This is a genomic window from Micromonospora sp. NPDC049240 (assembly GCF_040647835.1).
Classification (GTDB): Bacteria; Actinomycetota; Actinomycetes; order Mycobacteriales; family Micromonosporaceae; genus Micromonospora.
Genome location: NZ_JBEZCX010000007.1, coordinates 262100 through 284263, shown reverse-complemented (window position 1 = coordinate 284263; position 22164 = coordinate 262100). Strand labels below are relative to the sequence as shown.

The window sequence follows — 22164 nt, the reverse complement described above, 5'->3', positions numbered from 1 at the left end:
CGGCGCGCGCAAGGCGGCTCAGCCGCGCGCGACAGCGGGCCGGGCTCAGCCGTGCGGGTGCCAGGCGTGCGGGCCGTAGCCAGGGGGCGGGGGCGGCGGGGCCAGCACCACCGGGATCGGCACCACCGGCTCGTCCGGCGCCTCGACGGTCCGCCGGGAACCGTCCGGGAACCGCAGGTGGTAGCGCTGCCCGTCCCAGACCCCGACCGGCGCCTGCGGATCACGACCGACGAAGAACGACCGGTACGCGGCGATCGCCTCCAGCAGCTCCCGTTCCTCCCGTGCCGTCCGGTCCCGCTCGGCGGGCTTGCGGTCCAGCCCCCGGCGCATCCCGTCGCGCAGCAGCGCCAGCCGGGTCGCGGCGAACTGGTAGCCGCGCATCGCCTTCACGCCGCCGTCGCCGGCCACCCGCCGGGCCCAGGTGCGGGCCGCGTGCCGCCGGCCCAGGCTGCCCAGCGCCGCCACCTCGGGCGGGGTGAGCCAACCGGCCCGGACGTAGTCGGGCAGCGTGCGCTCGGTGAGCCGGCCCTCCCAGGCCCGCAGCCAGACGGCCAGCCCCACCATGCCGAAGAAGATGGGCACCATGACGCCGAGGTAGCCGTAGAGCACGATCACCTGCTGCCCGGTGGCCTGGGCCAGTGACGGCAGCAGGTTCCAGGTGCCGTGCAGCATCATGGCCAGCAGCAGGCCGGCGAGCGGGGCGAGGATCCGCACCCGCCGGTCGGCGGTCCGGGCGGCGACGCCCAGCCCGACGCCGGTCATCGAGGTGAACAGCGGGTGGGCGAAGCCGAAGAGCAGGATCCGCACGATGAAGATCGCGATCACCTGCTGCGCGCCGGTGGCCGGGCCGTACTCCTCCACGCCGGTGCGGTAGCCGTATCCGCCCAGGTAGAGGATGTTCTCGACCATGGCGAAGCCGACCGCGGACAGCCCGCAGTAGACCAGCCCGTCGGTGATCCCGGAGAACTCCCGGCGCCGGAAGATCAGCAGCAGGATCGGGCCGGCCGCCTTGGTCAGCTCCTCGATGAACGGCGCGACGAGCACGGCGGTCAGCGCGGCGGGCAGCCCGCGGTCCTCGAACAGTCGCGCGCCGGTCTCGTTGACCAGCAGCGAGATGGCGGTGGAGACGAACGCGCCCCAGGCGAAGCAGAAGATCAGGTATTTCAGCGGCTCGGGTTCGTAACGGTCGAGCCAGAGGAAGCAGGACACCAGCACCGGCACCGGCAGGATCGCCGCGATCACGCCGACCAGCAGCGCCTCCGCGCCCAGGCTCTCGCCCAGCGTGAAGACCATGAACAGCGCGCCGGCCGCGATCAGCAGCACCACCGCGGCCAGCGCCAGGAAGCGCCGCCAGCCGAGCCGGCGCAGCGGCATGCGCGGCGTCGACGCCCCGGGTGGCGGGACGGCGGGCGCGGGCGGCGGCGGTGCTCCGCCGGGCGGGGTGACGGCCATGCGGTCAGCGTAGCCACCCGCGCCCCACTGGTCCGGCCGCATCGTGACGGCTATGCTGCCGGGCAGGTCACGAGCGCCAGCGTCAAGCCCCGGCTTGCTGGCCGGCAACCCTCGTCGAGTTCGCGGTGGGGTGCCCCGGGTGATGACCGGGCCCAGCGCCGCGTCGCGTGCTGGGCAAGCGCGGACCCCGTCCCGGCACCCCGGGGTCCCCTGTGACCCGGAGGCTCCGCCATGACCGTCACCCTCGTACCCGCCCTCCCCACGCTGCCCGTTCCGGTCCGGCCGGACCCGCTCGGCGTGCTCGGCGTACCGGGAGAGATCAACCTGGACCACGCCGCCAGCGCGCCGTGCGCGCGGGCCGCGGCCGACGCGGTGGCCGAGCTGCTGCCCTGGTACGCGAGCGTGCACCGCGGCGCGGGCGCGATGTCCCGGCGTTGCACGCTTGCCTACGAGCGGGCCCGGCAGACCGTGGCGGACTTCGTCGGCGCGCGCCCCACCGACCACGTGATCTTCACCCGGAACACCACGGACGCGGTGAACCTGCTGGCCCGGGCGCTGCCGGCCGGCACCACGGTGGTCACGTTCGGCGGGGAGCACCACGCGAACCTGCTCCCCTGGCCGCGCGGCACGGTCCGGCTGCCGGTGCCGGACAGCCCGGCCGGCGCGGTCCGGTCGCTGAGCCTGGCGCTGGCCGAGCTGGCCCGTGACGCCCGGCCCGGCCGGCCGGTGCTGGTCGCGGTGACCGGCGCCAGCAACGTCACCGGCGAGTGCTGGCCGGTCGCCGAGCTGGCCCGGGTGGCCCACCGGTACGGCGCGCGCGTCCTGGTGGACGCCGCGCAGCTCGCCCCGCACGCCCCGGTCGACGTGGCCACGCTGGACGTGGACTACCTGGCGCTCTCCGGCCACAAGCTGTACGCCCCGTTCGGCGCCGGCGTGCTGGTCGGGCGCGCGGACTGGCTGGACGCCGCCGCGCCGTACCTGGCCGGCGGCGGGGCCACGGGTCACGTCGGCGCGGCCACCCACGAGGTACGGTGGGTGACCGGCCCGGCCCGGCACGAGGGCGGCACCCCGAACCTGCTCGGCGCGGTGGCGCTGGCGGCGGTCTGCGCGGCGTTCACGGCGGCGGACCGCACCACGCTGCACGCCCGGGAGCAGGCGCTGCTGTCCCGGCTGCGGTCCGGCCTGGCCGCGCTGCCGGACGTGGTGGAGCTGCGCACGTTCGGCCCGGACGCGCCCAGGGTGGGCATCGTCAGCTTCGTGGTCGCCGGGCGGGACTCCGCCGAGGTGGCCGCGCACCTGGCGGCCCGGCACCGGATCGGCGTGCGGGACGGCCTGTTCTGCGCCCACCCACTGACCCGCCGCCTGCTGACCGAGGCCGCCGCCCGCTCGGCCCGCACCGACCTGCCGTCCACCGCGCTGCGGGCGAGTCTCGGCCTGGGCACCACCGCCCACGAGATCGACACCCTCCTGACCGCGCTGGCCGCCCTGGCCGGTCCGCGCTGAGCCGGGTGGGGACGGTCAGCCGACCGGAGGGGCGGTGGGGGACGCGTCGGCGGGCTGGTCCTTTCCGTGGAACGCCTGCCGGACCAGGCGGTTCGCCTCCTCCTGGTCGATGCCGGACGCCACCATCAGGTCGCTGGCGGCGGTCCGCACCTGGGCGATCACCACGCTGCCGGAGAAGCCGACCCCCTCGGCATACGCCCGGCCGGCTTCGCTGACCGCCCGCAGCGCCCGCTCCCGGGCCTGTTCCGGCTCCTCGCCGACGGCGAACTCGTGCCGGAGCAGGCGTACCGACTCGGCGAGGTGGGCGACGGAGTCGGGCATCGGCTCGGGGACCGACTCCTCGTCCTCGATCATGGTGACCGCGCGGCGGATCAGCGTGCCGCTGTTGCGCATCGCCCGGTCGATCGGCTCGGCCGCCTCCGCGTAGTGGGTCAGCTCGCTGCGCCGGTGCCAACGGGCCGGCGAGATGGTGATGGTCTCCTTCGCGCCCTCGATCGCCTCGCTGAGCGCGGCCAGCTCCTCCTTGTTCTCCCGGAGCCGGAACAGCGCCCGCTGGGCCGCGCCCCGGTCCCGGTTACGCAGCGCCTCGGCGCACGCGTCGAGCTGCGCGGCCAGCAGGTCCAGCGCCGGTCGGGCGGCCCGGTTGATCACCCGGAGCGGGTTCAGCGGGAGCAGGACGGCGGTCACCAGCAACGCGATGCTGCCGCCGATGAAGGCGTCGACGAAGCGCGGCAGCTCGAGGTTCTGGGTGGACGGGCTGAGCGTCACGATCAGCACCGCGGTGGCCGCCGCCTGGATCACGATGGCCACGCTCGCCCCGGCGAAGATGGTCAGCAGGATCGCCGACGTCACCACCAGCGCGAGCTGCCACGCGCCGGTGCCGAGGAAGTAGATCAGCACGTCGCCGACGAACACGCCGACCGCCACCCCGATGATCAGCTCGACGGTACGCCGGAACCGCTGCCCCACCGAGGCGGCCAGCGTGCCCACCGCGGAGATCGGGGCGAAGACCGGCTGCGGGTTGTGCAGCAGCCGGTGCGAGACCAGGTACGCCAGACCGGCCGCGAGCCCCGCCTGCAACGCCAGGCCGAACGCGGTCCGGACCCGGTGCAGCCGGTCGTGCAGCGTGGCCTTGCTCCGGTCGCGCAGCTCGTCCACGGCGGCGGCGATCCGTGGCCCGTCCAGGTCGCCCAGCGCTTCGCGCGACGTCAGGCGCCGCAGGAACGGCGGTCGTCGGTCCTGGGCCATGGCGGGTACTACCCGTCCCGACCCCGGTGAATCCTCGCCCCGACGACGGAGTGGGGCAGACTTCACCGGATGGACGACCTGACGGCCCGGTGGCGGGCGACGGCCCGGGCGGCCGGCGCGACCGACCCGGACGGCGTGGCGCGGGCCGGGGCGCGGCTGCTGGCCGGCTGGCGGGAACCGCACCGGCAGCACCACACGGAGGACCACCTGCGGGCGGTGCTCGACGTGGTCGACGCGTACGCCGATCTGGCCCGCCACCCGGACCTGGTCCGGCTCGCGGCGTGGTGCCACGACGCGGTCTACGACCCGCGGGCCGGCGGCGACGCCAACGAGCGGGCCAGCGCCGACCTGGGCGACGCGCTGCTCACCGCCGCCGGGCTGCCGGCCGCGGCGGTGACCGGGGTACGCCGCCTGGTGCTGCTCACCGCCGGCCACGCGGTCGGACCGGACGACCCGGACGGCGCGTTGCTCTGCGACGCCGACCTGGCGGTGCTGGCCGCCGCGCCGGACGACTACGACAGGTACGCCGCCGCCATCCGCCGCGAGTACGCCCACGTCCCGGAGCCGGACTTCCGCGCCGGCCGGGCCGCCGTGCTGCGGCACCTGCTCGCCCTGCCGGCGCTCTACCGGCTACCCGACCCGCACGCCCGCTGGGAGGCGCCCGCCCGCGCCAACCTGACCCGCGAGCTGGGCACGCTGGGCTGAGACCGGCGCGGTCGAGGCGAAGACGTGTTTCGGGCGGCGCAGGCCGGCGTCCCGCAGCAGGCGGACGATCTCGCGGGACGGGACCACCGTCGCGCCCAGCCAGACCGCCACCCGGAACCGCTCGGCGGGCAGGTCGTAGTGATCCCGGTCGAAGCCGCGCCGGCTGGCGCCGAGCAGCTCGGCGAAGGCGTGCAGCTCCGCGAAGGAGACGTCGCTGATCAGGTGCGACCAGAGCCGGCCGCGCCAGGGCACCGCGGGCGGGTCCAGGTAGAGCACCGTTCCAAAGTACGCCGGTAGCCTTCCCGGCATGGCTGCCCATCCCCTCCTCGACGAACTGCGGGACGCGCTCGGCGAGTCCGCCGTGCTGACCGACCCGGACCTGCTGGCCGGGCACGAGCGGGACGAGGCCGACCTGTGCGCCTCGGGCACCCCGCTGGTGGTGGTCCGCCCCCGGGACACCGCGGGCGTGGTGGCGGCGGTACGCGCGGCGGGCCGGCACGGCGTACCGGTGGTGCCGCAGGGCGCCCGGACCGGGCTGGCCGGCGCGGCGAACGCGGTGGCCGGCGCGCTGGTGGTGAGCACGGTGGCGATGGACCGGATCGTGGAGATCGACCCGGTGGGCCGGATCGCCGTGGTGCAGCCCGGCGTGGTCAACGCCGCGCTGGCCGGGGCGGTGCGGGCGCGCGGGCTCTGGTACCCGCCGGACCCCGGTTCCTGGGAGTCGTCCACCATCGGCGGCAACGTGGCCACCAACGCCGGCGGCATGTGCTGCGTGAAGTACGGCGTGACAAGCGAGTACGTGCTCGGCCTGGAGGTGGTGCTCGCCTCCGGCGAGGTGCTGCGCACCGGCCGGCGCACCGCCAAGGGCGTCGCCGGGTACGACCTGACCCGACTCTTCGTCGGCTCGGAGGGCACACTCGGCGTGATCACCGAGGTCACCGTGGCGCTGCGCCCGGCGCCGGAGGCGGCACTGACCCTGGTGGCGGTCTTCGGCACCACGGCGGCGGCCGGCGGCGCGGTGGCCGGCATCGCCGAGCGGGGGCTCACCCCGAGCCTGCTGGAACTGCTGGACCGCACGCACCTGCGGGCCATCGAGGCGTACCGGCCGATGGGGCTGCGGACCGACGCGGAGGCGCTGCTGCTGGCCGCGGTGGACACCGGCGACCGGGCGGCCGACGACCTGGCCCGGATCGCCGAGGTCTGCACGGCGGCCGGCGCGGACGAGGTCTGGGCGGCCACCGACGCGACCGAGGCCGCCGCGCTGCTCCAGGCGCGGCGGCTGGCCCACCCGGCGATGGAGCGGTTCGCCGCGCAGACGTTCCCGGCCGGCAACGGCGGCCTGGTCATCGACGACGTGGCGGTGCCGCGCGGCCGGCTGGCGGAGCTGCTGGACGGCGTGGCCCGGATCGCCGTCGCGTGTGACGTCCCGATCGGGGTGGTCGGGCACGCCGGCGACGGCAACATGCACCCGAACATCGTGGTCGACCGCGCCGACCCGGCCAGCCTGGAGCGGGGCCGGCGAGCCTTCGACGAGATCATGCGGCTCGGGCTGGACCTGGGCGGCACCTGCACCGGCGAGCACGGCGTCGGGCTGCTCAAGCGGGACTGGCTGGCGCGGGAGATCGGCCCGGTGGGCGTCCGGGTGCACCAGGCGATCAAGGCGGCGCTGGACCCGGCCGGGCTGCTCAACCCCGGCAAGGTGCTCTGACTCAGCCCTTGTCGTCGGCGGGCGTGGCCTGGGTGAGCAGCAGCAGCACCTCGTACGCCACCGGCGGCGCCGGCTCGCCCGGGCAGTCCTGGATGGTGACGGTCAGCCCCGGCGGGATCAGCAGCGTCGAGGTCAGCACGCCGATGCAGAGCTGCCGGTACCGCCGGGCCTGGTCGGTCTCCCGGGCCAGCGCCGGGTCGGCGAGCATCCGCTGCAACCGGGACGTCTGCTCCGGGTTCAGCGAGCCGGTCGCGTCGACGCCGTCGCCGGCGCAGTCCCGGCACTGCCACCGGCCGGTCGGCTCCACGTCGAGCGTGCGGACCACGCCGTCCCCGCCCAGCCGCTGCATCAGGGTGACGAGGTTCCCGGTCGGTGTCGGGGTGGCCGAGCCCTGCTGACCGGGTGCGGTGGTGCCCTCGGCGTCGCCGAGGAGCGCGCAGCCGGTCAGGGCGGTCGCCAGCAGGACGCCGGCGGACAGGGCGGGGACGCGCGACCACGATGGGCGAACCACGCGGGAAACCTACACTTCCGTAGGTAGCGCGCACTAGCCGTCGAGCGGCCGTTAGGGGTCGGACCGGCTAGCGGGGCGCGGCCGGGAGGTCGGTGCCCCGGTCGGCCGCGAAGCCCCGCACGTCGGGCGCGCCGAGCCGGGCCGCGTCGGCCCCGATGTCGTCCGGCATGAGCTGCGACGCCCGCTCGGCCTCCACCCGCGCCCGGTAGTGGGCGACCTCCCGGGCACGGGTCGCCGCGTCCCAGCCGAGCACCGCGCCCATCAGCTCCGCGACGTGCTCCGCCGACTCCAGGCCGCGGTGGCTGGTCTCGATGGAGATCCGGGTACGCCGGGTGAGCACGTCCTCCACGTGCAACGCGCCCTCGGCCCGGGCCGCGTACGTGACCTCGGCGGCGAGGTACTCCGGCGCGCCGGCCAGCGGCGAGGCGAGCAGCGGATCGGCGTCGACCAGGGCGAGCAGGTCCAGGGTGAGCGTGCCGTAGCGCTCCAGCAGGTGCTCCACCACCCCGACCGGCACCCGGTGCCGGCGGGCCAGGTCGGCCCGGTCCCGCCACATGGCGGCGTACCCGTCGGCGCCGAGCAGCGGCAGGTCGGCGGTGCGCGACGGGCGGGTCCGGCCGAGCCGGCGCGCCGCGTGGTCGACCACGTCGGCGGCCATCACCCGGTACGTCGTGTACTTCCCGCCGGCCACCAGCAGCAGGCCGAGCATCGGCTCGACCACGGCGTGCTCCCGGGACAGCTTGGAGGTCGAATCCGCCTCGCCGGAGAGCAGCGGGCGCAGCCCGGCGTAGACGCCCTCGATGTCGGCGGTGGTCAGTGGCCGGTCCAGCACGGTGTTGACCTGCTCCAGCAGGTAGTCGATGTCGCGCGCGGTGGCGGCCGGGTGGGACCGGTCGAGCTGCCAGTCGGTGTCCGTGGTGCCGATGATCCAGTGACCGCCCCACGGGATGACGAAGAGCACGCTGGTGGCGGTGCGCAGGATCAGCCCGGTCTCGCCGACGATCGCCGAGCGCGGCACCACCAGGTGCACGCCCTTCGACGCCCGGACGCGCAGGCCGGGACGCAGCCCGACGTCGTTGAGCATCCGCGACATGTCGTCGCTCCACACGCCGGTCGCGGCGATCACGGTGCGGGCGCGGACCTCGAACTCGGCGTCCGGTGAACCGGCCGGCGCCTCCAGGTCACGCACCCGGACGCCGGTCACCTCGCGGGCCTGGCGGATCAGCCCGACCGCCCGGGCGCTGGTGACGACCGTCGCGCCGAGGCTGGCCGCGGTGCGGGCCAGCGTGACCACCAGGCGGGCGTCGTCGACCTGGCCGTCGTAGTAGCGGATCGCACCGGCCAGCGTGTCGGGCCGCAGGCTGGGGAAGATCCGGCGGGCGCCCTCGCGGGTGAGGTGCCGGTGCAGCGGCATGCCGCGCCCACCGCCGAACACGCCGGCGAACACGTCGTACGCGGCCACGCCGAGCCCGTAGTAGGAGCGGCGGAGGACCCGCCGGGGCAGGTCGCGGACGCCGCCCTCGGTCGGCAACGGCACCAGGATCGGCACCGGGCGGACCAGGTGCGGGGCGAGCCGGGTGGCGAGCAGCCCGCGCTCGGTCAGCGCCTCGTGGACCAGGTGGAACTCCAGCTGTTCCAGGTAGCGCAGGCCACCGTGGATCAGCTTGCTGGACCGGCTGGACGTGCCGGCCGCGTAGTCGCGCGCCTCCACCAGGGCGACCTTCAGCCCTCGGGACGCGGCGTCCAGCGCGGCGCCCGCCCCGGTCACCCCACCGCCGATGACCAGCACGTCGAACCGCTCGGCGCGGAGCCGGCGCAGGTCGTCGGCGCGGCGCTCGGCGGAGAGCTGGCCGGCCTCGGATCGGGACACGTTGGGGTCGCGCACCCGTCCACGGTAGCCGTCCGCACGCCACGGCGACACGTCCCGGCCGTACCGTGATGACCATGCTGACCGGTCCGCCCGCTGCGCCCGTACCCCCGCCGCCGCCGCGCGAGACCGGGCCGTGGCCGGTCGTCGCGGCGGTCGCGGCCGGCGTCTGGGCGGTGCTGGTGACCGTGCCCGGCCAGGTCACCGGCTGGCTGGTCGACCAGGTCGTGCTGGTCACCGGGCTGGACCGCGCGGTGGCCGTCTGGCCGGTGGTCGCGGTGGCCACCGTGCTGCTGGTCGGCGCGCCGGTGCTGGCGCTGGCGCTGCTGCCGCGTTCCCCGGCGCTGCGGGCGACCGGGCGGGCGTGGGCCGGCGGCGCGCTCACGCTGGGCGCGGCGACGCTGCTCCGGGCGCTTCCGCCGGTGCACCACGAGGCGTACCTGGCGGCGCTGGCGGCGACCGCCGCGCTGCTCGCGCTCGCCGCCGCCCGGCTCGCCCGCCGCCGCCCGCCCACCCCGGTCGGTCGCGGGGGCGCGCGTCCCGGCGCGGTGACGTTGCTGGCGGTGGCCGCCGGGCTGGCGGTGCTGCTGCCCTGGGTGTGGGTGGGCGCGCTGGGCGGCGCGTTGGAGACGCTGCTCGCCGGCCTGGCCGCCGCCGCGTTCGGGATGGTGGCCGGCGTGCTGCTCGGCCCCGGGTTCTGGGCCGCGTTCGCCGCCGGGCCGACGCCCCGACCGGTCCGGCTGGTGCTGCTCGGCGGCCTGGTCGCCGGCGTCACGCTGACGATGCTGGCGGCCGGCGCGGGGCAGTCCGGCGCGCAGTTGCCGGGCCTGGTGCTGCTGCCGCCGCTCGGCTTCGTGCTGGCCGCGCTGGAGGCCGCGGCCCGGCGCACCGGCCGCCCCGCCGGGGCCGCGCCGGCGCGCTGGCTGGTCGGCCTGGCGCTGGCCGGGCCGCTGGCCTTCACCGACCCGGAGGAGATCACGCTGTTGCTGGCCAGCAGTCGCGACGTGCCGTTCTGGGTCGCGGTCGGCACCGGCGCGACGTTCGCCGTCGCGGTGCTGCTCGCCGTCGGGTACGCCGTGCTGCTCGCCCGTCGCCACGCCGCCGCGCCCCGTCGGGGGGTGGCCGGGCTGGCCGCCGGGGCCCTGCTGGCCGCCGTTGCGGTGGTGTACGTGGTCCCCGGCCAGCCGGGCCTGTACGGCGAGCGGCTGCTGGTGGTGCTGCGCGAGCAGGCGGACCTGAGCAGCCTGCCGGCCGGCGCGCCGGGCCGGGCGGGGCGGGACGCGCGGGCCGCCGAGGTCTACCGGCGGCTGGTCACGACCGCCGACCGCACGCAGGGCGACCTGCGCCGCACGCTGACCCGGCTGCGCCTCAACCCGACGCCGTACTACCTGGTCAACGCCATCGAAACGGACGGCGGGCCGGGCCTCCGGGCGTGGTTGTCCGGCCGGCCCGAGGTGGCCCGGGTGCTCGTCGACCAGCGCCCGCGTCCGCTGCCCGCGGCGGCGCCGCCGGCCCGCGGCGACACCCCGGCACCGACCGGCCCCACCTGGAACGTGTCGCTGATCGGCGCGGACCGGGTCTGGTCGGAGCTGGGCGTGACCGGCGCCGGCGTGGTGGTGGGCAGCTCCGACTCCGGGGTGGACGGCCGGCATCCGGCGCTGGCGCCCGGTTTCCGGGGCGGCGACGACTCCTGGTACGACCCGTGGGAGCACCGCCGCACGCCGGCCGACCGAGGCGGCCACGGCACCCACACGCTCGGCAGCGCGGTGGGCCGCGACGGGATCGGGGTGGCGCCCGGGGCGAGCTGGGTGGGCTGCGTCAACCTGGACCGCAACCTCGGCAGCCCGGCCCGCTACCTCGACTGCCTCCAGTTCATGCTGGCGCCGTTCCCGCCGGGCGGGAACCCGCTGACCGACGGCCGGCCGCAGCGCGCGCCGGACGTGCTGACCAACTCGTGGGGCTGCCCGCCGTTGGAGGGCTGCGATCCGGGCGCGCTACGCCCGGCGACCGCCGCGCTGGCCGCGGCCGGCATCCTGGTGGTGGCCGCCGCCGGCAACACCGGCCCGAACTGCGGGTCGATCGTCGACCCGCCGGCGCCGTACCCGGACGTGCTCACGGTCGGCGCGGTCGACCGGGCGCGGCGGCTCACCGAGTTCTCCAGCCGGGGCCCGACCGGGGATGCTCCCAAGCCCGACCTGGTGGCGCCCGGCGCGGCGGTGCCGTCTGCGTTCCCCGGCGGCGGGTACGCCACCCTGGACGGCACCTCGATGGCGACACCGCAGGTGGCCGGCGTGGTGGCGTTGATGTGGTCGGCGAACCCGGCGCTGGTCGGGGACCTGGCACGGACCCGCCGGATCCTCACCGAGACCGCCACGCCGGCCACCGCCCCGGCCGGTACGACCTGTGGCGGCACCCGGGACCTGGTCGGCGCCGGCCTGGTCGACGCGTACGCGGCGGTGCGGGCGGCGCGGAACGGTTAACAAGCCTGCCGGAATGGCCTAGGGTCGGCGACCATGGACGTGGAGATCATCGAGCTGGGTCCGGACCGCATGCCCGAGGTCGTCGCGCTCTGCCGGCGGTCGCTGGACCTGCCGGAGGACGCGGCCGAGGCGCCGGCCGTGGTGGCCACGCTGGCGGTGCGGGCGGCGGCCGACCGGCCGGTGCTGCTGCTCGGCGCGGTCCGCGACGGCACGCTGGTCGGGGTGCTGGTCGGGTCCCGGTCGGTGTCCGATTCGCGGCTCGGTCACGTCGACCTGGTCGCGGTGTCCCCGACGCACCGCCGCCAGGGGATCGGCGCGGCGCTGCTGGCCGGCGCGGAGGCCCGGCTGACCGCGCTCGGCGCGTCCGAGGTGCTGCTCGCCGGCAACCCGCCGCACTACGCGTGGCCGGGCATCGACGTCCGCTACACGCCGGCGGTCTGCGCCGCGTTGCGGCTCGGCTACCGGCAGGACCGGACCGCCTGGAACATGACCGCCACGCTGACCGAGGGGTCGGCGGCGCTGCGCCCCACCGAGGCCACCGAGCGGCGGCTGGCCGAGCGGGGCGTGACGGTACGCCGGGCCGTACCCACGGACCTGCCGGCGCTGGAGGCGTTCGCCCGCGCCACGTTCGGCGGCGTCTGGGACGGTGAGCTGGCCGGTTCGGTGGGCCGCCCGGACGCGGGCACCCACCTGGCCGAGCGGGACGGCGAGATCCTCGGGTTCGCCGCGTACGGGTCGGCGCGGCCGAGCTGGTTCGGGCCGATGGGCACCGCCCCGGCGGCCGAGGGTTCCGGGATCGGTGGGGTGCTGCTGCGCCGCTGCCTCCGCGACCAGGCGGCGGCCGGGATCACCGAGGCGCAGATCGGCTGGGTCGGCCCGGTGCCGTTCTACTCGAACGCGGTCGGGGCCCGGATCGAGCGCGTCTTCTTCCTCTACCGGAAAGCCATCAACGGGGCATAACGCCGTTCCTCCTCCACGCCTGTCGACCGGCCCCTACCGTTCGAGGGGCAGAGGAGGCCCGTTATGACCACGGAGAACGAACGGACCGACGACCCGGCGACGGGCCGGCGCCCGAGCGGCGAGCTGCCCACCGAACGGCTCGACGTGGGCGACGCCGAGCAGGACGCGGCGGACCAGCCGGCCGTGGAGGAGCCCCGGCAACCGGTGGACGAGCCGAGGCGGCTGCTGCCGCCGTACGACCGGGCGCACAAGCGACGCAACCAACGCCCGCTGCCCACCTGACGCGGACGCGGAAGGGGGCGGACCGCTGACGCGGCCCGCCCTCTTCGGCGTACTGGGTGGAGCTGGACTCAGAAGTCCATCTCCCCGCCACCCGGGCCAGCCGGGGCGGCCGGGGTCTTCTCCGGCTTGTCCGCCACGACGGCCTCGGTGGTGAGGAACAGCGCGGCGATCGAGGCGGCGTTCTGCAGCGCGGAACGGGTCACCTTGGCCGGGTCGATGATGCCGGCGGCCAGCAGGTCGACGTACTCGCCGGTCGCGGCGTTGAGGCCGTGACCCGGGTCGAGGTTGCGGACCCGCTCGACGACGACGCCACCCTCAAGGCCGGCGTTGACGGCGATCTGCCGCAGCGGGGCGTCCAGCGCGATCTTGACGATCTGCGCGCCGGTCGCCTCGTCGCCGGCCAGGTCCAGCTTGTCGAAGGCGGTCTTGCCGGCCTGCACCAGCGCGACGCCACCACCCGGGACGATGCCCTCCTCGACGGCGGCCTTCGCGTTGCGGACGGCGTCCTCGATGCGGTGCTTGCGCTCCTTCAGCTCGACCTCGGTGGCCGCGCCGACCTTGATCACCGCAACACCGCCGGCCAGCTTGGCCAGACGCTCCTGCAGCTTCTCCCGGTCGTAGTCGGAGTCGCTCTTGTCGATCTCGGCCCGGATCTGGTTCACCCGGCCCTGGATCTGCTCGGCGTCACCGGCGCCGTCGACCACGGTGGTCTCGTCCTTGGTCACCACGACCTTGCGGGCGCGGCCCAGCATGTCGAGGTTGACGGCGTCCAGCTTGAGGCCGACCTCCTCGCTGATGACCTGGCCACCGGTGAGGATGGCGATGTCGGTCAGCATGGCCTTGCGGCGGTCACCGAAGCCCGGCGCCTTGACGGCGACCGACTTGAAGGTGCCCCGGACCTTGTTGACGACCAGCGTGGCGAGGGCCTCGCCCTCCAGGTCCTCGGCGATGATCAGCAGCGGCTTGCCCGACTGCATGACCTTCTCCAGGATCGGGAGCAGGTCCTTCACCGACGAGATCTTGCTGTTGACGATCAGGATGTACGGGTCGTCGAAGACGGCCTCCATACGCTCCGGGTCGGTCATGAAGTAGGCGGAGATGTAGCCCTTGTCGAAGCGCATGCCCTCGGTGAGCTCAAGCTCCAGGCCGAAGGTGTTGCTCTCCTCGACGGTGATGACGCCTTCCTTGCCCACCTTGTCCATCGCCTCGGCGATGATCTCGCCAACGCTGGGGTCGGCGGCGGAGATGGAGGCGGTGGAGGCGATCTGCTCCTTGGTCTCCACGTCCTTGGCGAGCTTGAGCAGCTCCTCCGAGACGCTGGAGACGGCGGCCTCGATGCCCCGCTTCAGGGCCATCGGGTTGGCACCGGCGGCCACGTTGCGCAGGCCCTCGCGGACCAGAGCCTGGGCCAGGACGGTCGCCGTCGTCGTGCCGTCACCGGCGACGTCGTCGGTCTTCTTCGCGACCTCCTTGACCAGCTCGGCGCCGATCTTCTCGTACGGGTCCTCGAGCTCGATCTCCTTGGCGATGCTCACACCATCGTTGGTGATGGTGGGGGCACCCCACTTCTTCTCGAGCACGACGTTGCGGCCCTTGGGTCCGAGCGTCACCTTCACGGCGTCGGCGAGCTGGTTCATGCCCCGCTCGAGGCCGCGGCGCGCCTCTTCGTCGAACGCGATCATCTTGGCCATACGGCGTTGTCCTCCTGGACACTCACGGGCCACCCGGGATGCCCGGATGGGCCGTCTGGTGTACGCACCTTGGGGACGTCGCCACCTGGCGACGACGACGTCCTCCTCGGTCGGGCCGGACAGCCCGCGACGACCGGCCCCGTTCCGCTCCGGCACCCCTGGGGCACCGGCGCGGCCGTGGCCCTACCGCCCCGACCATTGGCACTCACCGTACGCGAGTGCCAATGACTTGTTTAGCACTCTCCCTAGCCGAGTGCAAGCACGACCGCACCGCTCAGCCGAGTTCCGCAGCCAGCCGGGCCGCGTTCACCGGGCCTTCGTGGGCCCGCTGCTCGGCGTACGCGGCGACCAGCCCGACGAGCTGCGCGAGATAGGCCGGCGCGGCCAGCGCGGCACCCACCACGGCCAACGTCACCGCCCCGACCGCGGTACCCGGCCCGGCCATCGGATCGGTGCCGAACGCCGCGCCGCTCACCGCACCCACCACGGCGTCCAGCACGGCGGCCGCGACCAGCGCGCACGCCACCAGCGCCACCCGACCCAGCACCATGCCCAAACGGTTGTGGAACATCCGCCAGGCCCGCCCGACCGGCTCCTGCCGCTCGAACAGGTAGACCGGCCCGAACAACGCGACCGCGAACCCGGCGTAGATGCCGGGCAGCAGGCAGAGACAGGCGCCGACCGTGATCAGTAGCGAGACGACGATCGTCCAGCCCCAGAGGCCGAGCGCGCGACGCGCGCCGTACCGGAGCGCCCCGCCCAGGCCGGCCGGCTCGCCGGCCGCCTGCCGGGCGACCACCCAGGTGCCCGCACCCCAGCCGAGCGCCTGGAGCGGACCGAAGACCAACGCGGCGAACAGGACCGCGCCGTAGAACACGAACACGTGCTCCAGGTAGCCGTCCGGCAGCACCGGCGCGCCGTCCGGGCCGGTCGCCATCTCGTCGGTGGGAACCAGGAAGAGCGAGAGTACGGAGATCACCGCCGCCGGAACGCCCTGGGTGAGCAGCATGATCGGCAGAAGTTGCCGCCACCCCCGCCGCACCGCGCCGGCACACCGCGCGAACCATCCCCCGACGCCCGCGTACGGCGGGGTGACCAGCGGGTCCTGCGGATCGAGACCGGGGTACCAAACCCCGGACCCCGGGTGCCCCGGATACGCCGCGCCCGGCATCGGCGGCCCGGGGTAGACCGCACCCGGCATCGGCTGACCCGGGAACGGCACGCCCGGCATCGGCTGGCCCGGATACCCCGCACCCGGCATCGGCTGACCCGGGAACGGCACGCCCGGCATCGGCTGGCCCGGATACGGCACGCCGGGCATCGGCTGGCCCGGATACGGCACGCCGGGCATCGGCTGGCCCGGGTGCGCCGGCCCGGCGGCGGGCCAGGGCCAGCCGGCGGGTGGCGTGGAGCCCGGCGCGGACCCGCCCGGCGGGAGAGCCGGCGCGGCGGGCCAGCCGGGCGGCGGGGTACCGGGCAGGCTCGGCGCCCCCGGGTCGGAGCCCGGCGCGGACCAGCCCGACGGGACGTCAGGTGTGGCGGGCCAACCGGGCGGCGCGGGCTCCGGCGCGGGCCAGCCGGCAGGCGGGGCCGAGTGAGGCCAGCCGGCAGGCGGGGCGGAGTACGGCCGACCGGCGGTGGTCAGGTCGGCCCACGGATCGACGGGTGCCTGACCGGCGGCGGGCAGCTGACCGGCGGCGGGCAGTTGCGACCCGGACGACCCGGGCTGCTCCGGCACCGGGCCGGCGGGCGGCTGACCGGCAGCGGGCGGCTGCGGCCCGGACTGCTCCGGCGCCGGCCCGGCGGGCGGTTGCGACCCGGACGGACCCGACTGCTCCGGCGCCGGCCCGGTGGGCGGCGGCGTGGGCCGGGTCGGGTCGGCCGGGGGCACCGGCTCGGTGGAACCCGACGGGGGCAGGTCGGACATGGGCCCTCCTCAGCGGCAACGGCTGGAACGGCTCATGATCTTCCACGGTGCGGGGCGGCATCGCAGCCCCGGTCGGGGTGGTTCGGCCGCGGGCGACGGCCGGTAGCGATCAGGCGATGAGGCGGACGTGCTCGGCCTGCGGACCCTTCTGGCCCTGGGCGATCTCGAACTCGACCCGCTGGCCGTCGTCCAGAGCCTTGTAGCCGTCCATCTCGATCGCGGAGAAGTGGACGAAGACGTCCTGACCGCCGTCGACGGCGATGAAGCCGTAGCCCTTTTCGGAGTTGAACCACTTCACGGTGCCCTGTGCCACGGTGCACTTCCTCACTCTGCGCGGCGTCCCAACACCCGGAGACCGGCGGACCGGCACCGGCGGCGCACCGGTTTTCGGCGATCGGCGAGGGCCGCTGAATCGGTGACCGAAATCGCACGCTACACGAGGAGTGACGACCGCGCACGACCACAAATCGGGCATATTCCGGGCGCGGCACGGCACCCGGACGCGCCCGCTCCGACCCGGTCCGGTATGTATGCGGCATGACCAGCGCGCCCGTCCCGCCCACGGTCCGGCGGATCCGTCCGGAGGACGCCGCCCGAATGCGGGCGCTCCGGTTGGAGATGCTGGCCGACAGTCCGCTGGCCTTCCTGGAGACGGTGGCCGAGGCCGCCGCTCGCCCGCACGCGGACTTCGCGGCCCGGGTGGCGACCGTCTCGCGCGGCGACCAGATCGCCCAGTTCGTCGCCGAGGCGGACGCCCGCCTGGTCGGTCACGCCGGTGGCATCGCCGCCCCGGACGAGCCGGGCCTGACGCTCGTCTACGCGGTCTACGTGACCCCGGCTCGCCGGGGCACCGGGCTGCTGGCCGGGCTGGTGGACGCGGTGGCGGCCTGGTCGCGGGCCTGCGGGCGGCCCGAGTTGATGATGGAGGTGGTGGTCGGCAACGACCGCGCCTGCCGGGCCTACCGCAAGTTGGGCTTCACCGACACCGGGGTACGCGTCCCGCACCCCCGGCTCCCCGTCCTGCGCGAACTCCAGATGCGCCGCCCCGCCTGACGGGTGGTGTGGAGAGGGGGCCCCTTCTCTACCGGATGCGTTAGGAAGGGGCCCCTCCTTTCAGGCGTGGCGGCGTGACTGGACGACTCGGAAGCGGTTGGCTACGTAGGCGCCGTCGGTGAGGGCGGAGTTGGCCGCTGCGTTCGCGCCGGAGCCGTGGAAGTCGGAGAACGCCGCCGACTGGTTGACGAACACGCCACCGGTCAGGTTGCAGGACAGGTGCACGCCGGCGTCGATCGCCGCCGCCTCGGCCGCGTCCAGCACGGTCTCGTCGGTGGAGTAGACGGCCGCGGTCAGCGCGCCCTTCTCCCCCACCGTCTCGCGCAGGATGCGCAGGCTGTGCTCGGTCGAGTCGGTCGCGATGGCGAACGAGATCGGCCCGAACCACTCCCGCGCGTACGTCGCGGTGTCGCCGGCGTCCAGCTTGACCACGGTCGGCGTACGCACCACGGCGCCCGGGAAGGACGGGTGCTCGACGGTGCGGGACTCCAGCACCGGCTCGCCGACCTTGGTCACCTCGTCGAGGCGCTCCAGCACCCCGTCGTTGACGATGGCGCCGGTCAGCTCCACGCCCCGGGCCGGGTCGGCGGTGAGCTTGGCGACCGCGCCGGCGATCCCGGCGGCCACCTCGTCGAAGCTCTTGTGCCCCTGGTCGGTCTCGATGCCGTCGCGCGGGATCAGCAGGTTCTGCGAGGTGGTGCACATCTGGCCGCTGTAGAGCGTGAGCGTGAAGCCCAGGTTGCGGCAGAGCCCGGCGAAGTCGTCGGTGGAGTCGATCACCACCGTGTTCAGGCCGGCCTTCTCGGTGTAGACGGCGGCCTGCCGGGCGTTCGCCTCCAGCCAGTCGCCGTACTCGGTGGAGCCGGTGAAGTCGACGATCTTCACGGCCGGGTGCAGGGCCAGCGTCGAGGCGAGCTTCTCGCCGGCCGCCTCGGGGGCGAGCTGCACCAGGTTCGGGTCGAAGCCGGCCTCGGCGAGCACCTGGCGGGCGTACCTCACGGTGATCGCCAGCGGCAGCACGGCGCGCGGGTGCGGCTTCACGACCACCGGGTTGCCGGTGACCAGCGACGCGAAGAACCCGGGGTACGAGTTCCAGGTCGGGAACGTGTTGCAGCCGATGACCAGCGCCACCCCGCGCGGCACCACGTGGAACGTCTTGGTCATCCGCAGCGGGTCGCCCTTGCCGGCGGCCTTCTCCCAGCCGGCCGTCCCCGGGTGGCGGCTCATCTCGGCGTACGCGTAGGCGACCGCCTCCAGCGCGCGGTCCAGCGCGTGCGCGCCGCCGGCCTGGAACGCCATCACGAATGCCTGCCCGCTGGTGAACTGCACGGCGTTGGCCAGCTCGAACACGTTCTTGTGCAGCCGGTCGAGGATCTCCAGGCAGACGCCCGCGCGGGCCTTCGGGCCGGCGTCGCGCCAGGCCGGCAGCGCGGCGGTGGCGGCGGCCACCAGCTCGTCCGCGCCGGCGTGCGGGTAGCGGACGTCCAGCGCCACGCCGAACGGGCTGGCCTCGGTGGCCACGGTGGTGCCGTCGCTCGCCTGGTCGAGCGGGAAGTCGCCGCCCAGGTACGCCTCGAAGGCGGCCTTACCGTCGGCGGCGGCGGTCTCGCCGTACACCCGGGGGCTGGGCGACTCGGGATAGGCGGACCAGTACCCGCGCTCCGTGATGGCGGTCAGCGCCCGGTCGAGGGTCTCGGCGTGCCTGGCGTACAGGGGGTGCGGGGTCTCCGTCATGCCCGCCATCATGCAACAGGAAGGCACCAGATCAGTAGGGGCGTGTCACAACTCAGATCGTCAACTGCCAGTCGACCGAGCCGGCGGCCGGGCGGAAGCCGAGCTGCTCGTTGATCGCGATCATGTGATCGTTGGCGGCGGCGTTCCAGGTGTCGACGGTCCGCAGCGCCGGCTCGTGGCCCAGCGCGTACGCCAGGTTGGCGACCTTGCAGAGCAGGCCGAGCCGGTGGCCGCGGTGGCCGGGGTCGACGATGGTGATCTGCTGCCAGGCGTGGTCGGTGCTGCTCGCCGCCAGGCTGAGCTGGCTCCAGCCGACCAGCCGGCCGGACGCCTCGTGCACCGCGCCGGTGTTGTAGCGGCGCACCCCCCGGGCGTCGAGCGCCCGCTCCACGCCCCGCTTCCGCTGCGCGTCCATCCTCTGCTGCTCCCACTCCAGCTCACCCATCGGCGCGTCGAGCAGCAGCCGGCCCTCCAGGTGGGCGGTGTCCGCGACGTACTCCTCGGGCGTGTGGTCGCGCCAGTGCACGGTCCGGTAGCCGGTGGCCGCCGCGCGGGCGTCGGCGTGCAGCGCGGCCAGCCGGGTCCGGTCGAGCGCGGTCACGTCGAGCCGGCGGCGGACGTCGGCGTTGGCCGCCCTCGCGCCCATCGCGGCGGCGAACGCGGCGCCCGGGAACTCCCGGTCCTCCTCGCCGGGCAGCGCGGCGGCGGTGGAGCCGACCAGCCGCTTGCCGCCGCGCTCCCGGAACAGCCGTACGCCGTGCTCGTGCAGCGCGCGCCCGATCCCGCGACGCCGGTGGGCCGGGTCGACCACCAGCTCGACGCTGGCGTTCTCGGTGTTCTCCAGCGTGTGCAGGTGCAGCCGGAGCCAGCCGACCGGCTCGCCGTCGAGGCGGGCGACGAGCCACCGCCCGTCGATGCCGGGCATCGGGTGCCGGAGCAGCGCCTCGAACCGCCGTCGGCAGGTCGGCGGCAGGTCCGGCTCGTCGACGGCGCCGGCCGCTTCCGCGATCCGGTACGCCGCGTCGAGCGTCGGCAGGTCGGCCGCGTCCAGCGGGGTGACGGTCAGGCCCATGGCGGCGAGCCTGCCCGGGAAAAAGCGACAGGGCCAGCGGTTTTCCGCTGGCCCTGTCCTACGTTGGTCGGGAGGGACGTTCGCACAACGCCTCCGGCGTTGGGTCGCAAAACTTTGAAAAGTCTCCGGCGAATGCCCTCCCGCACCGAGCATCTTGCGCCGTCCGGTTCCTGCCGTCAAGTCCTGCGGTGACAGTTTTCCGACACGCGCCGCACATCCCCCGTCACCGCTGGTCGCCCGCGATCCCTCTCCCGGGCGAGCCCACCCCCACCCACCCCGCCGGCCCTCCGCCGGCCCTCCGCCCGCCCGGCTCGCGAGTTGACCAAGGAGTTTGCGTCGGGGGCAGCACTCCAGGCCGACGCAAACTCCTTGATCAACCTCGCGGGGCGGGGGTGGGGCGGGGTGGGGTGGTGGGTGGGGTCAGCCCAGGAGGCCGGCGTCGCGGGCGGCGCGGAGGCTGGGCTTGATGCGGTGCGTGGGGCCGGAGGCGGCGGCCACCGCGTCAAGCGTCTTGAGGCCCTCGCCGGTGTTGAAGATCACCGTCTCCGCGGTCGGGTCCAGCCGGCCCGACTCCACCAGCTTGCGCAGCACCGCCACCGTCACGCCGCCCGCCGTCTCGGCGAACACGCCGGTGGTACGCGCCAGCAGCGTGATCCCGGCGCGGATCTCGTCGTCGTCGGCGTACTCCATCCAGCCGCCGGTGCGGCGGACCGCCTCCAGCGCGTAGACGCCGGCGGCCGGGTCGCCGATGTTGAGCGACTTGGCGATGCCGGTCGGCTTGACCGGGACGATGGTGTCGCGGTCGTCGTGCAGCGCGGTGGCGATCGGGTTGCAGCCGGCGGACTGCGCGCCGAACACCTTCCAGCCGCCGGCCGGCGCCTCGACCAGGCCGATCTCCACCAGCTCGGCGAACGCCTTGTCGATCTTGGTGAGCAGCTCGCCACTGGCCATCGGGATCACCACCTGGGCCGGGATACGCCAGCCGAGCTGCTCGGCCACCTCGTAGCCGAGCGTCTTGGAGCCCTCGGCGTAGAAGGGCCGCACGTTCACGTTGACGAACGCGGTGTCCTCGAACTCGTCGGTCTCCACCAGCTCGCCGCAGAGCCGGTTCACGTCGTCGTACGAGCCGTCGATGGCGACCAGGTCACCGCCGTAGACGGCGGTGGTGACCACCTTGCCCTGCTCCAGGTCGCTGGGGATGAAGACCACCGACGGCACCCCGGCACGGGCCGCGTGCGCGGCGACCGAGTTGGCCAGGTTGCCGGTGGACGCGCAGGCGTAGCGGGTGAAGCCGAGCGCCCGGGCGGCGGTCAGCGCCACCGACACCACCCGGTCCTTGAACGAGTGGGTGGGGTTGGCACTGTCGTCCTTCACCCACAGCGGCGCGGTGATGCCCAGCTCGGCGGCGAGGTGGCCGGCGGCGACCAGCGGGGTCAGCCCCGGGTCGAGGGTGACCCGGGTGGCCGGGTCCTGACCGGCCGGGAGCAGGGCGGCGTACCGCCAGATGCTGTTCGGGCCGGCCTCGATCTGCTCCCGGGTGACGGCGGCCAGGGCGGCGGTGTCGTAGTCGACCTCCAGCGGGCCGAAACACTCGTAGCAGGCGTGCTGGGCGGCCAGCGGGTAGCGCGCGGAACAGGCGCGACAGACCAGGGCGCGGGCCGGGCTGCGGGAGGTGTCGATGCCGGGGACGGCGGAGAGCGTCGACGTCATGTCGAGGAAATTCCTCTCATCTTTCCCCGCATCGCCGGGTGCGGCGGGGACGGAATTGGCACCTGCCCGCAGGGCGCTCGGCGTCGAGCGTGCGGGTGGTTGCCGGGGCGTCGTCGGGCCGTATCCCTCAGCCCCTCTGGATGAGGTATGCAGTTGTGCCGTCGAGTCTATGCGCCGCCAACGGCCCCGCCACCCCGGGTCCCACGCAGTGGGCCGCCCCACCGCCCCCGCCTCCCGCCCCTGACCTCGGTCGATCATGAG

General features: G+C 75.0%; 18 protein-coding genes and 2 riboswitches. Of the genes, 7 read left to right on the top strand and 11 right to left on the bottom strand.

All coding sequences use genetic code 11. The features are described from left to right. Positions 1-45: 45 nt before the first annotated feature. A complete protein-coding gene (locus tag AB0B02_RS13190; RefSeq protein ID WP_357300063.1) occupies positions 46-1494 on the bottom strand; it encodes a PrsW family intramembrane metalloprotease in 1449 nt (482 codons plus the stop codon). Between the two features lie 23 nt (positions 1495-1517). Continuing rightward, a riboswitch (SAM riboswitch) is annotated at positions 1518-1639 on the top strand. Between the two features lie 44 nt (positions 1640-1683). Between AB0B02_RS13190 and AB0B02_RS13185 the strand changes: the two genes are divergently transcribed. Then, positions 1684-2955, top strand: a complete 1272-nt coding sequence (locus AB0B02_RS13185; RefSeq protein ID WP_357300059.1) for an aminotransferase class V-fold PLP-dependent enzyme — start codon at positions 1684-1686, stop codon at positions 2953-2955. Positions 2956-2970: 15 nt separating this feature from the next. Here the strand turns inward: AB0B02_RS13185 and AB0B02_RS13180 are convergent, their stop codons facing one another. Beyond that, positions 2971-4203 (bottom strand): FUSC family protein, encoded by a 1233-nt coding sequence (locus tag AB0B02_RS13180; RefSeq protein WP_357300057.1) that lies wholly within the window; start codon positions 4201-4203, stop codon positions 2971-2973. A gap of 69 nt (positions 4204-4272) precedes the next feature. On the opposite strand from AB0B02_RS13180, the gene AB0B02_RS13175 reads away from it, so the two are divergent. After that, on the top strand, positions 4273-4908 hold the full coding sequence (locus AB0B02_RS13175) for a metal-dependent phosphohydrolase (protein ID WP_357300054.1): 636 nt from the start codon (positions 4273-4275) through the stop codon (positions 4906-4908). On the opposite strand, the gene AB0B02_RS13170 is transcribed toward AB0B02_RS13175, so the two are convergent. Further along, positions 4834-5217, bottom strand: a complete 384-nt coding sequence (locus tag AB0B02_RS13170; protein WP_357300052.1) for a DUF4031 domain-containing protein — start codon at positions 5215-5217, stop codon at positions 4834-4836. The two genes, AB0B02_RS13175 and AB0B02_RS13170, sit on opposite strands and share 75 nt — an antisense overlap. On the opposite strand from AB0B02_RS13170, the gene AB0B02_RS13165 reads away from it, so the two are divergent. Next, positions 5216-6616 (top strand): FAD-linked oxidase C-terminal domain-containing protein, encoded by a 1401-nt coding sequence (locus tag AB0B02_RS13165; RefSeq protein WP_357300050.1) that lies wholly within the window; start codon positions 5216-5218, stop codon positions 6614-6616. The genes AB0B02_RS13170 and AB0B02_RS13165 overlap by 2 nt on opposite strands. Before the next feature lies 1 nt (position 6617). Here the strand turns inward: AB0B02_RS13165 and AB0B02_RS13160 are convergent, their stop codons facing one another. Together AB0B02_RS13160 and AB0B02_RS13155 are read right to left on the bottom strand one after the other, a co-directional pair. Next, the gene (locus tag AB0B02_RS13160) at positions 6618-7127 is read right to left on the bottom strand and encodes a hypothetical protein (RefSeq protein WP_281938447.1); all 510 of its coding nucleotides are present in this window, start codon (positions 7125-7127) and stop codon (positions 6618-6620) included. A gap of 67 nt (positions 7128-7194) precedes the next feature. Further along, positions 7195-8997 carry a glycerol-3-phosphate dehydrogenase/oxidase gene (locus tag AB0B02_RS13155; RefSeq protein ID WP_281938627.1) on the bottom strand — a complete coding sequence of 601 codons (1803 nt, stop codon included), beginning with the start codon at positions 8995-8997 and terminating at the stop codon, positions 7195-7197. A gap of 68 nt (positions 8998-9065) precedes the next feature. Between AB0B02_RS13155 and AB0B02_RS13150 the strand changes: the two genes are divergently transcribed. The 3 genes from AB0B02_RS13150 (at position 9066) to AB0B02_RS13140 (ending at position 12716) form a co-directional block, all read left to right on the top strand. Then, positions 9066-11474 (top strand): S8 family serine peptidase, encoded by a 2409-nt coding sequence (locus AB0B02_RS13150; RefSeq protein ID WP_357300045.1) that lies wholly within the window; start codon positions 9066-9068, stop codon positions 11472-11474. Between the two features lie 33 nt (positions 11475-11507). Beyond that, entirely contained in the window at positions 11508-12434 is a 927-nt protein-coding gene (locus AB0B02_RS13145; protein ID WP_357300042.1) for a GNAT family N-acetyltransferase, read from the top strand. Between the two features lie 63 nt (positions 12435-12497). Next, entirely contained in the window at positions 12498-12716 is a 219-nt protein-coding gene (locus tag AB0B02_RS13140; protein ID WP_281938453.1) for a hypothetical protein, read from the top strand. A gap of 68 nt (positions 12717-12784) precedes the next feature. Here AB0B02_RS13140 and groL read toward each other — a convergent pair whose 3' ends face one another. The 3 genes from groL to AB0B02_RS13125 all read right to left on the bottom strand — a co-directional run bounded on the left by groL (position 12785) and on the right by AB0B02_RS13125 (position 16647). Beyond that, positions 12785-14407, bottom strand: a complete 1623-nt coding sequence (gene groL, locus AB0B02_RS13135) for a chaperonin GroEL (RefSeq protein ID WP_107161321.1) — start codon at positions 14405-14407, stop codon at positions 12785-12787. Between the two features lie 274 nt (positions 14408-14681). After that, the gene (locus tag AB0B02_RS13130) at positions 14682-16334 is read right to left on the bottom strand and encodes a hypothetical protein (protein ID WP_357300037.1); all 1653 of its coding nucleotides are present in this window, start codon (positions 16332-16334) and stop codon (positions 14682-14684) included. Between the two features lie 109 nt (positions 16335-16443). Next, the gene (locus AB0B02_RS13125; RefSeq protein ID WP_357300033.1) at positions 16444-16647 is read right to left on the bottom strand and encodes a cold-shock protein; all 204 of its coding nucleotides are present in this window, start codon (positions 16645-16647) and stop codon (positions 16444-16446) included. 224 nt (positions 16648-16871) lie between these two features. Here AB0B02_RS13125 and AB0B02_RS13120 point away from each other — a divergent pair, with 224 nt between their 5' ends. Continuing rightward, positions 16872-17387 carry a GNAT family N-acetyltransferase gene (locus tag AB0B02_RS13120; RefSeq protein WP_281938458.1) on the top strand — a complete coding sequence of 172 codons (516 nt, stop codon included), beginning with the start codon at positions 16872-16874 and terminating at the stop codon, positions 17385-17387. 60 nt (positions 17388-17447) lie between these two features. Here the strand turns inward: AB0B02_RS13120 and paaN are convergent, their stop codons facing one another. From paaN to thrC, 3 genes are all read right to left on the bottom strand, one after another. Continuing rightward, on the bottom strand, positions 17448-19121 hold the full coding sequence (paaN, locus tag AB0B02_RS13115; RefSeq protein WP_357300030.1) for a phenylacetic acid degradation protein PaaN: 1674 nt from the start codon (positions 19119-19121) through the stop codon (positions 17448-17450). 52 nt (positions 19122-19173) lie between these two features. Continuing rightward, complete coding sequence (locus AB0B02_RS13110; RefSeq protein WP_357300028.1) at positions 19174-20193, bottom strand: GNAT family N-acetyltransferase; 1020 nt, start codon at positions 20191-20193, stop codon at positions 19174-19176. A gap of 420 nt (positions 20194-20613) precedes the next feature. Next, positions 20614-21903, bottom strand: a complete 1290-nt coding sequence (gene thrC / locus AB0B02_RS13105; RefSeq protein WP_281938463.1) for a threonine synthase — start codon at positions 21901-21903, stop codon at positions 20614-20616. Between the two features lie 13 nt (positions 21904-21916). Next, positions 21917-22050, bottom strand: a riboswitch (SAM riboswitch). Positions 22051-22164 lie beyond the last annotated feature (114 nt).